This is a genomic window from Phycisphaerales bacterium (assembly GCA_040221175.1).
Lineage (GTDB): Bacteria > Planctomycetota > Phycisphaerae > Phycisphaerales > UBA1924 > JAHCJI01.
Genome location: JAVJVK010000004.1, coordinates 782,249 through 794,754 on the forward strand (window position 1 = coordinate 782,249; position 12,506 = coordinate 794,754).

The following is a 12,506-nucleotide window of genomic DNA, read 5'->3' on the forward strand; positions in this document are numbered from 1 at the left end:
GTCGATGTCTATCGGCACGCGGCGGCTGATCGTCCTGGGCAGCACCGGCTCCATCGGCCGGCAAACACTGGACGTCGTCGCCCATGTCGCTTCGTTCGCCAAAGCCAGAGGCCAGCCCCCACCCATCGAGGTGGTGGGCCTGGCCGCCGGCCGGCGTGCGCACGAGTTGCAGGAGCAGGCCGCAGCACACAGTGTGGCGCACACAGCCCTGTGCGAAGGCGACGGCGGATCGGCAACCTTCATCGGCAGAGACGCCACCGAGCGCCTCGTGCGCGAGGTCGACGCCGACATCGTCATGGCCGCCGTGGTGGGTGCGGCCGGTTTGCCCGCCACGCTCGCCGCGGTCGAACTCGGTCGCGATGTTGCATTGGCGAACAAGGAGACCCTCGTCGCCGCCGGCGCCGTCGTGGTTCCGGCCGCCGCGCGCTCAGGCTCCAAGCTGCTCCCCGTCGACAGCGAACACTCGGCGCTCTGGCAGTGCCTGCATGCCATCGCCGGCCCCGACGCCGCGCCGCCGATGGAGCCGCCCGCGCACGTCTCGCGCCTGGTTCTCACCGCCTCGGGCGGGCCCTTCCGCACCGCGTCGGCCGACGAGGTCTACAACGCCACTCCCGAGCAAGCGCTCGCCCACCCCACGTGGGACATGGGCCCCAAGGTCACCATCGACTGCGCCTCGCTCACCAACAAGGCCCTCGAAGTCATCGAGGCCCACTGGCTCTTTGGCTTCCCATCTGCGCAATTGGGCGTGCTCGTACATCCCCAGTCCATCGTGCACTCGCTCATCGAGACCGTCGACGGCTCGGTGCTCGCCCAGCTGGGCGTCAGCGACATGCGCCTGCCCATCCAGCTCGCGCTCACCCACCCCCGCCGCATGCCGGGCAATACCCCGCCGCTGAACCTCGCCCAACTCGCCCGCCTGGACTTCGAGGAGCCCGACGAGGCCCGCTTCCCCGCCCTGGCTCTGGCACGCTGGGTCATCGACACCGGCGGCACCGCCGGGGCCATCTTCAACGCCGCCAACGAGGCCGCCGTCGAGGCCTTCCTGGCCGGCCACGTCCCCTTCGGCCGCATCGGCGAGCTGACCCGGGACGCCTGCGAATCCCTCGACGTCTCACCGCTCCGCACGCTCGAAGACGCTACAAACGCCGACGCAAGGGCCCGCGAATACGTCGAACGCCACATCGCCGCGGCCATGCGGTCATAAGGACCGCAACCTGCCAGGGCCGCGCTGGTACTCTTACGGCATGCTCGATCTCACCGCTCACCGCCGCGGCGGCGTATACAAGAAGCTCATGCTCGCCATCGCCATCATCCTGGGCCTGGCGATCGTGCTGATCGTGCTGGAGTACTTCGCCGGCGCGTCGGCCAAGCCCGTCATCACCGATCGCTACAGCGCCGAACTCGAACAACGCTCGCTCGATCGGCAGGCCGCGTACACGGGCGAGGGCCCCAACGCCTACGAGCAGTTCGGCGCCATCGTGATGGAAGCCAAAGCCGCCAATGACGAGCTGTTCGATGCACTGCTCGAGCGTCTGGACCAGCAAGACACCGACGAGGACGATCCCTGGGCGTACGACGCGTTCGAGCCGCTTTACTTCGTGCCCGACGAGGGCACACCCGAGCAGTTCGAGCGCGCCCGCCAGCGCGGCGTGCAGGCCCTTCAGGACTGGGAAGCCCGCGGCATCTTCGCCCGCACCGCCGCCCTACCCACCCTGGGCCCCGTCGCCCGGCCGCCCACCGACAGTGTGGTCGAGGACATCATGGTGCCCTTCATGGGCGCTGCGCGCATGCTCGCCCGCACCCAGGCCGCCCGCGGCCGGGTTGCCGCTCAGGCCGGCGACCACGCCACCCTCGTGCAAGCCACCGACGAAACGCTCGCCCTGGGCCGGCACATGGGCAACTTGGGCTACCTGATCGATTGGCTGGTGGGCGTCGCCGTGCAGGAACTGGCGCGATCATCCATGCTCGACTCACTGTTGCTGCATCCGACGAGCGACCAGGCAATCCTGCAAGAACTCGATGCCTCAATCGAGCGGGAGATGCAGGAACGCATGCCAACCCTGGCCGACGCCCTTCGAGGCGAACGGCTCTATCTACTCGACTCTCTTCAACACTACTTCACCGACGACGGCAACGGCGGCGGCCGCTTCCTGCCCCTCCAGTACGTCCGACTCGTCGAGAGCGAGTTTTTCCCGGTCGACTCCACCCTCACCCCCTTCGGCGATCGCACGCTCTCGAACATTCATGGCCGGCTGTACCTCGGCCGACGCGAGACGACCCAATGGTTCGAAGGGCTCTTCCAGCGGTACATCGCCGCCGCCGAAGCCACCAGCGCCGACGCCCCGACCCGTGCAGCCGAAGTCGGCCGCTACGTCGACACCGCAACCTGGCGGAACCCGGTCGCCCAGAACTCCAGCATCTTCTTCGGCACCTCGCTGCAAGCCGAACGCCGCCGCCAGATCCAGTCCGCCGGCACACGCGTGCTGCTGGCGATCGAACGATACCGCCTCCAACACGGCGCCCCGCCCGCCACGCTCGAAGACCTGGGCGACCTGCTGCCGCAGGATCTGCGCACCGATCCCTACACCAGCCAGCCCTGGCACTACGAGCCCACGCCCGCCACCATCACCGCCGACGGTCAGCCGCTACTGCCCGGCGCGCACGCCTGGCCCTACACGCTCGCCAGCCGGCCGCTACCCGGCCGCACGCCCAACCCGACCGAAGACCGCGGCATCGACCCGCGCACGGGCGTGCTCATCACCGTGCCGATCCAGGGGCCCCAGTATGACACGCCGTAATCCGACTTGCGCGTTCCTCAGCCGCCGAGGCGGCATCCTGGGCAAACTGCTCATCACCATCGGCATCGCGCTGCTGGTCCTCGTCGTGCTGGCCGCGTCCGAACTCATCGCCGCCATGACCGCCTCGCCCAGCATCACCACCAACTATGGTCAGCACACCTACGACCGAATCCTTGAACGCCAGCGCTCGGTGCACGGCGACGGCCCCAACCAATGGCCACGCTTTGCCGAGATCATGGAAAAGGTCGAAGAAGGGCGCAACGACCTCGACCGCCGCAACCAGGCGTACCAGCCCGGCGCCGTCGACCCATTCCCGGCTATTGATTTCTACATCATCCGTGGACCCTACGACGACCCGGCTGCGTACAACCTGCCCGATCTTGCCGCCCACTACGCCCGCGCTCGTGAGCGCGGCATCGAGGCCTACAACCACTGGCGAGACATCGGCGTCTTCAAAGAATCCGCAGATCTCCCGGGCCTGCAACCAATCACCTCGCCCGACATCACGGCCCCGGGCGTTGAGGTTCCCCTCGAGCAGTTCGGGCTGGCACGGTCTCTTGCACGCGCCCAAGTGGCGCGCATGCGGTTGGCCGCCGAGGCGAACGACCCCGGCGAACGCATCGTCGCGCTGGAAGAGGGTCTCGCCCTCTCGCGCATCATGGCCGACAGCGGAACGATGCTTGGGTGGCTGACCAGCATTGCCATAGATGGCCTTGCCGTCACTTCGTTCCTCCACGACGCATACCTCTTCCCCCTCGACGACGCCACCCTCGCCGCCGCCGACGCCGCGATCGAGCGCGAACTGGTCGACAACTTCCCCACCCTCGCCGACGTCATGGCCAGCGAGCGCGACGCCGCCCTCGACCACATCCAGCGGGTCTACACCGCCCGTGGCCGCTTCATCCCTCTCGCCCACGCGCGCCTCAGCTATACCTACGACATCAACCAGGCGCCAGACGAGCTCCTGCCCTTCGGCGATTCGAAGTTCTCGAACATTCATTCACGCTTGTTCATCGATCGCGACGCCGCGACGGCGTGGATCAACGACGCCTACGACCTGGCCGACGCCGCCTCGATCGCCACCGGCGCCGACGCCATTGCTGCCGACGCCGCGCTCGAAGCACACTACGCCGCGCCCACGTGGCACAATCCGGCCAAGGACATCGGCCTGGAGCCCCACCGCGTCATCGACTCAGCGCGCCGGCGCGACATCCAGATCGCCGGCTGGCGCGTCATGCTCGCCATCGAGCGCTACCGACTGGCCCACGACGGCGCCCCGCCGCAGACCCTGGCCGACCTGGGCGACCTGCTGCCCAACCACCTGCGCCTCGACCCCTTCACCGCCCAGCCCTGGCACTACGAGCCCGTCGCCCCCACCACCGGCTGGAACAACGAACCCATCGGCAGCCACGAGACCATCTGGCCCTATACCCTGGCCAGCCGCCCCCTGCCGGGCTTCGAGACCGCCACGCCCGAGTTTCCGAACCACCCGGATACCGTTGTGCAGATCACCATGCCAATCGAACTGCCGGTGGAACGCTGGCCCAACGGCCCCTGAGCCGCACGCCCCTATCCTGCCCAATGCGCACGCTCCTGGCTTCGCTCTTGATCGCACTGCCGACACTGGCACAAGATGCCCCAACGGTTGATCCCTCGCCCGCGGCCGCGACGGACGACCGCAGCCAGTGGGCCCGATACGAAGCGATCATGGCCGATCTCGAGGCGTTCGTCGAAGAAGCCAGGGCCGCCGAGCGCGACGTCCGGCAGGAAGACAACGACTGGGCGGGCACTGGATTCTCGGCTTACTACTGGCAGCCGGGGTATGGCCGCCGCGTACACCGTGCTCGAGAGCGGGCGCGTTTGGCAGCTGTGCTCGACGACTGGACCGCGCGCGGCGTGTTCGAGCACACCGCGGCCCTCGCCAACCTCCATGGAATTAAACCACCGCCGACCAGCCCCGGGGATCCGCCGGCGTTCTCGCTGAGACTCATTCGAGAGCTTGCACGCATCCAGATTGCGAGGATGCATCTGGCCGCCGAACGCGGCGACGACGAGACGCGGCTCACTGCCTTCGAGGAGCTCTTGTCGATGCATCGCTTACACCTGTGGCACGACCACATGATTGCATGGGGGGTCGCCGAGTCAGGCGCGCGGGATGCCTGCGCCGAACTGTTGCGCACGCAGTTGCGTTTTCCGATGACCCAGGACATCGCGCTGGCACGCGCAGACACGGCCATCGAGCGCGAAGCGGTTGAACGATGGATGAATGCCGAGGGCGTGGCGGCGATGATCCGCGACGACCTGCTGCACATCATCGCCCAGACCTACACCGACGGCGGCGAAGGCGACGGTGTCTTCCACCCCGAAGCATACGACGACTTGCTGCGCGGCGCCCCCCGGCGCGTCGACCTTGAGGAATACCGCGGGCCATTCGAATCACATAGCGAGGCGAGGGCGTGGAGCGACACCTTTTTGGCCCTGGTGTCCACGATGCTCCAGTCATCCGGACAGGCATACATCGACGCCGAACGCGCAGCACAGTCGCTGATAGACGAAGCCTCGCCAGCAATACCGTTGGCTGGCGATTTTGGACCTGTGTATCTGTTCATCGTTCGCAACGAACGCCGGAGAGGGGTACTCGTTGACGGCTCGCGCGTCGTCTTGGCTATTGAGCGGTACCGCGTGGCAAATGGCGGCGCCTCTCCCGCGACGCTCGCCGATCTCGGTCCATTGCTGTCGCAGGAACTGCGCACGGATCCGATGAGCGGCGAGCCATGGCTGTATTCTCCCGAGCCGTTGCAGACGGACGAGTACGGGAGGCCACTGCTTCCCGGAGCCGCGGTCTGGCCCTACACCCTGCGCGGCCATGTCCTGCCGGGCGTCGAGTCGCCGGTGGGCTACGCCCGCGATGCGACCGAAGGCCTGCTGATCAACCCGCCCATCCAGGGACACGATTTTGACCCCGAGCCTGACGAAGCGGAGGGGAACTGACCAATGCGCACGCTCTTGGCTTTGCTCGTGCTCGCCCTTCCCGCGTACTCGCAAGACGCACCCCCCACCGGCCAACCCGCCTTCGACGCCTTCGCCCGCGCCCGGGCCATCGTGCTGGGCGGGGAACCGGGCGAAGGCGACCTCCCGCCCGTCTGGGGCGTTGCCGTCACCGTTCGCGAAGACGGTCGTCGGTTCATCGCCGACGCGCTCGCCTTCGATCGACCGCGCGCATCGCTCATCGACGCCGTCGCGCGCGAGGCGCGTACGCCCACCACCGACGCCGCACGCCTGACGGTTGAACTGGCCGGCCGGCCCTCTGCCATCGAGGGCACGCGCGGTCTGGCCGACGTCGCGCTCGCGATCCGCCCGGGTCTCGACGCCGTCGCCGTGCGCGCGGGCGAGGCGGTCGCTGTCGTGTTCCCCGACGCTGCGCTCGCCGGGGGCATGCTGCCCAGCGACATGATCTCCGCGGCATTGCGCGAAGCCCTGGAAGACGACCTGCCCGCCACCGTCGAGCCCGGCCCGGGCGCATGGACCCGCTACGCCGATGCCGCGCTGCGACAAGACGAGGCCACCGTGTACCGCGCCCCCGTCACCATGCTCGCTCAGCCGCCCGACGCGACCGCCCCCACGCTGGTCCACCGCGGTGGCCGCGTCGTCGGCCTCATGGAACTCACCCCACCGACCCTGATCGAATGGGCAGGCGACATGGCCGCACACCTGCAACGCCGCCGCCACGCGGGGCTGGAGCCCTACGGCCTGACCGGTACGCTCGACGCACGCACCGGCCGCACGCTCTCGCCCATCGACGAGCCGTTCAACCAGGCGCTTGCGGCTCACGCCCTTCTGCGGTACGGCACCTCGAACTGGGCCCCCGAGGACAAGGCCGCCCAGGCTCGCACCACCGCGGTCGTCCTGCTTCGCCAGCTCGCGCTCATCACGCCCGTGCGCATTGGCGCCATGGCCGACCTGGGCGACGAGGCTCCGCTCGAGCCCGAGCCGTGGTCCGACGTCACCTCGGCGGCGATGGTCCTGATCGCCATGGAGCCGCTCGGGCCCGAAGCCTTCGAGGCCTACCCCGAGTTGGAAGCGATGCGCGAGCGCTGCGCCGCGGTGGTCCGACCCCTCCTGGGGCTCTCGATCACCGGCTCGGCCGTGTTCGCCCCCGAAACGCCCGCGGGCGCATACGCCCTCATCGCACGGGCCCGCGTCGCCCTGGGCGCTTCGGATATCGCCACGGTCGAGGACACCCAGATCGGCCGCGCTGGCGCCCGGGCCGTGCTGACCCGCGTCGACCCCGAGGTGCTGGTGAGCCAGATGCCCTGGGCCCTCACGGCGCTGGGCGACCAAGAGCCGCTGGCCGGCGGCGACGCACTGCGCCAGATGCGCACCCTCGTCTGGGAACACCAACTCACGGGCCCCGCCGTTGAGGGAGATGATCGCGATCTGGCCGGCGGTATCGTCTTCACCCGCGGTGGCCCCCCGCTGCCGACGTGGCAGACCGCGCGCGCCGCCACGGCCATGGGCGCAGTGCTGCTCGACGAACGCCTGACACCCCCCAACGAGCGGGCCGGCGAGTTCCTCAATCTGCTGCGAACCCTGCGGTTCCTGCGCCAGCTCACCGTGGACGAAAGCATGGCCCACCTGCTCGCCGACCCCGGCAAGGCCACCGGTGGCGTGCGCGCCGCCCCGTGGGACCTGCGCCAGCCGTCAATCGCCACGAGCCTCACGCTGCTGGCCGTCTGCGACGCACTCGACACGGCCTATCAGCCCCGCTGAATCGGGGTTTTCAACGCTCGGCCGACCTAGAATCCACCTCGCCCACGGTGCCCATTTGCAAGGCATCTGTTCGGCAAATTCTTGACCGGCTTCGGAGGGCTGCTGCTTGGCCGACGAGCATGATCAGGCTGGAATCTCGGACGACGGCGATCAGGGCGAGGGGTCGCAACCGCCGGTGATCGGCGGCGGCCGCATCGTCGACCTTGAGATCGACCGCGAGCTCCAGGAAAGCTACCTCACCTACGCCATGAGCACCATCATGGACCGGGCCCTGCCCGACGTCCGCGACGGGCTCAAGCCCAGCCAGCGACGCATCCTCGTCGCGATGAACGACAACAACTTGCGCCCCGGCCGCAAGCACCTCAAGTGCGCCAAGATCGCCGGCGACACCAGCGGCAACTACCACCCCCACGGCGAGAGCGTGATCTACCCCACCCTCGTCGGGCTGGCCCAGAAGTGGCGCATGCGCGTGCCGCTCATCGACCCGCAGGGAAACTTCGGCTCCATCGAGGGCGATCCGCCCGCGGCCATGCGATACACCGAGGCCCGCATGCACCACGCGGCCGTCGACATGCTCCAGGACATGGACCTGAGCACCGTCGACATGCAGCCCAACTACGACGAGCGTCTGCTCGAGCCCAAGGTGCTGCCGGGACGCTTCCCGAACCTTCTGGTCAATGGATCGCTGGGCATCGCCGTGGGCATGGCCACGAGCATGCCGCCGCACAACCCCAGCGAGATTCTCGACGCCATCACGCGCGTCGTTGACAATCCCGACATCGAACTGCTCGAACTCATGCAGGACGAGGTCGACGCCGAGGGCAATGTGACGCGCCTGGGCGTCAAGGGCCCCGATTTCCCCACCGGCGGCGTCATCGTCGGGCGGCGCGGTATCGGCGAGGCCTACGCCAACGGCCGCGGCAAGGTCTACCTCCGCGGCGTGTGCCACGTCGAGGAACTGAACAAGGACCGCCAGCAACTCGTCATCGACGAGATTCCCTACAACCTCAGCCAGCGAAACCTGGTCGAGAAGATCGTCGAGGCCGTCCAGGACGAGCGCATCAAGGACATCAGCGACATCCGCAACGAATCCGGCCGCCAGGCAATGACGCGCGTAGTCATCGAACTCAAGCGAGGCGCCGACCCGGCCGTCGTCGAGAACCAGCTCTACCAGTTCACGCCCCTCCAGCAGACCTTCAGCATCATCAACATCGCGCTGGTCGGCCGCCGCCCGGTGACGCTCGGCCTCAAGGAACTCATCGAGCACTACATCGACCACCGCGTCGAGGTCATCCGCCGCCGCACCGAGCACCTGCTCCGCGAGGCCCGCCGCAAGGCCCACCTGCTCGAGGGCCAGATCTACGCCGTCATCGATATCGACGAGATCGTCAAGCTCATCCGGAGCAGCTCGACCCGCGAGGAAGCGATTCAGAAGCTCATGGATCGGCGCTACCGCATCCCGCCCGAGCACCCCGCCGCCAGGCAGATCCCCCAGCGCCTGCTCGACCACGTGGCGAAGTTCGAGGACCTCGGCGGCGTCGCCCTGACACGCCACCAAGCAGAGCAGATCGGCTCGATGCGTCTCATCCAGCTCGTGGGCCTTGAGATCGAGCGCCTCGTCGACGAGTACACCAAGCTGGTGGGCGAGATCGAGGACTACGAGGAGATCCTCGCCAGCCGCCCCCGCGTATTGCAGATCATCCGTGACGACTGTGAGGCCATGAAGGCCCGCTACGGCGATGCCCGCCGCACCGCCATCGAAGATGCCGTGGGCGAGATCGACATGGAGTCGCTCATCCGCGAGCACGACGTGGTGGTCACCATCAGCCGCGGCGGCTACGCCAAGCGCGTGCCCGCCGAGACGTATCGCGCCCAGGCGCGCGGCGGCAAGGGCATCCGTGCCGGCACGAGCAAGGACGAGGACTTCGTCCAACACCTTTTCGTCGCCAGCACGCACGACCACCTGCTGTGCTTCACCAACACCGGCCGCGTCTTCAAGATGAAGGTCTACGAGTTACCCGAGATGGCGCGCACCGCCAAGGGCCGCGCCATCGTCAATCTGCTCGACCTGAAAGAAGGTGAGAAGGTCTGGGCCTTCCTGACGATCAAGGACTTCGAGGCGAACAGCCAGTTCCTCACCTTCGCCACGCGCGGCGGCATCGTCAAGCGCACGCCGCTCCGGGCCTACCGCAACGTCAACCGCTCGGGACTCATCGCCGTGGGCCTGAAGGAAGGCGACGAGCTCTACGACGTTGCACTCACCAACGGCAACGACGACATCCTGCTGGTCACCAGCAATGGCATGGCCATCCGCTTCGCCGAAGACGATGTCCGCGTCATGGGCCGCTCGGCCGCCGGCGTCAAGGGCATCGATCTGGCCGACAGTGCGCGCGTCATCGGCTTGGTCGCCATCCCCATGGTCGAGGACGAAGACGGCGACCTGATGACCGATCCGGCCGCCATCGAACGCAACCTCTGCCTGCTCACCGTGACCGAGACCGGCTATGGCAAGCGCACGCCCGTCGACGAGTACCGCGTCCAGCCAGAGACCGGCAAACCCCGCAGCCAGAGCCGCGGCGGCAAGGGACGCCGCGACATCGCAACCGGCGATCGCAATGGCGAGGCCGTCACCGCCGTCGGCCTCTTCGACGGGCAGGAGATCATGGTCATCTCGCGCAGCGGCCAACTCGTCCGCATGGCCGGCGAAAGCATCCGCGAAACCAACCGCGGCACCAAGGGCGTTCGCGTGGTCAAGCTCAACGAGGGCGACGATGTCATCGCCGTCGCGCCCGTCGCAGAAAGCGACACGGCTCCGGGAGACGCCGCGACGACCGACGAGCCCCCCGAAGACGCAGGCGGTACCGAGTCATGACAACCGACTGGTCGGACGACATCGTGCTGGCCAACCTGGCCGACGAGCCCGCGCTCAGCGACGAGATGGGCACCATCCTCGATCGCATCAAGGGCCTCGAAGGCGCCGACACGATGCCCAACGTCGTGCTCGACTTCTCGAACGTCACCTACATCAACAGCTCCAACATCGCCCAGTTGCTCCAGCTCCGCCAGGCGCTCGAGCCCGCCGGCCGCCAGCTCCGACTCGTGGCCGTCCAGGGCGACGTCCTCGAAGTCATGCGCACGACCGGCCTGGACCGCGTGCTGAGCTTCTCGCCCGACATGCTCACCGCCCTGGCAAGCGTCCAGATCGACCACGAGGACTGACCGGCCGACCTCGGGGGGACCATGCAGATCGTCACCGAAGGCTTCGCGAGCGTTGCGGCGCTGCTGGCTTTGGTCGGCGTGCTGGGGGCCGTGGCCCTGCTCTTGCGCCAACCGCTGGTCGTCGCGTTCCTGGTTGCGGGCATCCTCGGCGGGCCTGCGGCGCTCGGGCTCGTGGGACACGGCGACGAACTCGAAGTATTCGCCGAGTTGGGCATCGCCATCCTGCTCTTCCTCGTCGGGCTCAAGCTCGACGTGGGCATCATCCGGCAGATGGGCGTGGTCACGCTCTTGGCCGGTCTCGTGCAGGTTGCCTTCACCGCCGGCGTCGGGCTCCTGCTCGCACAGCTCCAGGGCTGGTCGTGGGCAGCCAGCGCCTATATCGCGCTGGCGCTCTCGTTTTCCAGCACCATCATCATCGTCAAGCTGCTCAGCGATCGGCGGGAGATCGATTCGCTCCACGGCCGCCTGGCCGTGGGCATCCTGATCATCCAGGACATCGTCGTCATCCTGGCGCTCATCCTGCTGCCGGCGCTCGACCGCGGCGAAGGAGACCAGGCCGGCCTGTCGCAGATCGCCGGACAAATCGGGCTGATGCTGGTGAAAGCCATCCTCGCCGGCGCCGTGCTCGCGGCGACAACGCGATGGGTAATCCCCCGACTGGCGCACCACCTTGCAAGGTCGACCGAACTCCTGTTGTTGGCGTCCATTGCCTGGGCAGTCGGGCTTGCGGCCGCGGCCGATCTGCTTGGCTTCAGCAAGGAAGTTGGCGCATTCGTCGCGGGCGTCAGCCTGGCTAGCACGCCCTTCCGCGAAGCCATCGGCAACCGCCTGGTGCCCGTGCGAGACTTCCTGCTGGTCTTCTTCTTCATCGAGCTTGGCGCGGGCCTTCAACTCGATCGCCTGGTGGGCGTGCTGCTGCCGGCGCTGGCGCTCTCGCTGTTCGTGCTGATCGGCAAGCCCATCGTCATCATGGCCATCCTCGGTGTGCTGGGCTATCACAAACGCACGAGCTTCTACGCCGGCCAGACGCTCGGCCAGATCTCCGAGTTCTCGCTCATCCTGGGGGCCCTGGGCGTATCGCTGGGCCACGTGCCCGAAGAGGCCCTCGCGCTACTGACGCTGGTCGCGCTCATCACGATCGCCTGTTCCACCTACGGCATCGTGAACCTCGCCTGGCTCTACGACAGGCTCGCGCCCGTGCTTGGCGTCTTCGAGCGAGATCACCCCACGCGCGAGTTCAGTGACACGTCCACAACGCCGCTCCACGTCGATGTCATCCTGATCGGCCTGGGTCGCTACGGCGGTCGCATCGGGCGCCAGCTTTCGGCCCGCGGGTTGTCGGTCTATGCCGTCGACTTCGACCCCGGCGCAATCAGACGCTGGAACGAAGAAGGACGCCACGGTCGCTACGGCGACGCAACCGATCCAGAGTTGTGCTCGAGCCTGCCCCTCAGGCAAGCCCGACTGGTCGTCTGCTCTGCGCCCGAGCTACGCACGAACCGGGCACTGCTCGACGCCTTGGGCAAGGCTGGCTACCGGGGCGGCTTCGCGGGCACTGCCCACAACCATCGCGAGGCACGCCGGCTCCGACAACTCGGCGCAGACCTGGTGCTCGAGCCGTTCACCAATGCCGCCGACGAGGCCGCGGATCGACTGGCGCCCATGGCCACGGGGAACGCCAGCGCCCCATAGCATTCTCTCGAAAGTGAGGGAAACCTG

At 67.9% G+C, this 12,506-nt stretch carries 8 protein-coding genes; all 8 read left to right on the forward strand.

The window, feature by feature from the left end:
* Positions 1-4: 4 nt before the first annotated feature.
* The 8 genes from dxr to RIE32_05670 all read left to right on the forward strand — a co-directional run bounded on the left by dxr (position 5) and on the right by RIE32_05670 (position 12,479).
* Positions 5-1,204, forward strand: a complete 1,200-nt coding sequence (dxr, locus tag RIE32_05635) for a 1-deoxy-D-xylulose-5-phosphate reductoisomerase (GenBank protein ID MEQ9095727.1) — start codon at positions 5-7, stop codon at positions 1,202-1,204.
* A gap of 40 nt (positions 1,205-1,244) precedes the next feature.
* The gene (locus RIE32_05640; GenBank protein MEQ9095728.1) at positions 1,245-2,798 is read left to right on the forward strand and encodes a hypothetical protein; all 1,554 of its coding nucleotides are present in this window, start codon (positions 1,245-1,247) and stop codon (positions 2,796-2,798) included.
* On the forward strand, positions 2,785-4,356 hold the full coding sequence (locus RIE32_05645) for a hypothetical protein (GenBank protein ID MEQ9095729.1): 1,572 nt from the start codon (positions 2,785-2,787) through the stop codon (positions 4,354-4,356). The genes RIE32_05640 and RIE32_05645 overlap by 14 nt, the downstream gene beginning before the upstream one ends.
* 149 nt (positions 4,357-4,505) lie before the next feature.
* Positions 4,506-5,789, forward strand: coding sequence for a hypothetical protein (locus RIE32_05650; GenBank protein ID MEQ9095730.1), 1,284 nt, complete (start codon positions 4,506-4,508; stop codon positions 5,787-5,789).
* Between the two features lie 3 nt (positions 5,790-5,792).
* Positions 5,793-7,568: a hypothetical protein gene (locus RIE32_05655; protein ID MEQ9095731.1), complete on the forward strand. Its 1,776-nt coding sequence runs from the start codon at positions 5,793-5,795 to the stop codon at positions 7,566-7,568.
* Positions 7,569-7,674: 106 nt separating this feature from the next.
* Entirely contained in the window at positions 7,675-10,440 is a 2,766-nt protein-coding gene (gene gyrA / locus RIE32_05660; protein ID MEQ9095732.1) for a DNA gyrase subunit A, read from the forward strand.
* Complete coding sequence (locus tag RIE32_05665; protein ID MEQ9095733.1) at positions 10,437-10,787, forward strand: STAS domain-containing protein; 351 nt, start codon at positions 10,437-10,439, stop codon at positions 10,785-10,787. The genes gyrA and RIE32_05665 overlap by 4 nt, the downstream gene beginning before the upstream one ends.
* A 21-nt stretch (positions 10,788-10,808) precedes the next feature.
* Positions 10,809-12,479 (forward strand): cation:proton antiporter, encoded by a 1,671-nt coding sequence (locus RIE32_05670; protein ID MEQ9095734.1) that lies wholly within the window; start codon positions 10,809-10,811, stop codon positions 12,477-12,479.
* Positions 12,480-12,506 lie beyond the last annotated feature (27 nt).

What these genes read in the sequence shown, in the direction of transcription:
- RIE32_05640 (MEQ9095728.1), top strand. Translation starts at nt 1,245, where the DNA reads ATGCTCGATCTCACCGCTCACCGCCGCGGCGGCGTATACAAGAAGCTC.
- RIE32_05650 (MEQ9095730.1), top strand. Translation starts at nt 4,506, where the DNA reads ATGGCCGATCTCGAGGCGTTCGTCGAAGAAGCCAGGGCCGCCGAGCGC.
- RIE32_05645 (MEQ9095729.1), top strand. Translation starts at nt 2,785, where the DNA reads ATGACACGCCGTAATCCGACTTGCGCGTTCCTCAGCCGCCGAGGCGGC.
- dxr (MEQ9095727.1), top strand. Translation starts at nt 5, where the DNA reads ATGTCTATCGGCACGCGGCGGCTGATCGTCCTGGGCAGCACCGGCTCC.
- RIE32_05665 (MEQ9095733.1), top strand. Translation starts at nt 10,437, where the DNA reads ATGACAACCGACTGGTCGGACGACATCGTGCTGGCCAACCTGGCCGAC.
- RIE32_05670 (MEQ9095734.1), top strand. Translation starts at nt 10,809, where the DNA reads ATGCAGATCGTCACCGAAGGCTTCGCGAGCGTTGCGGCGCTGCTGGCT.
- RIE32_05655 (MEQ9095731.1), top strand. Translation starts at nt 5,793, where the DNA reads ATGCGCACGCTCTTGGCTTTGCTCGTGCTCGCCCTTCCCGCGTACTCG.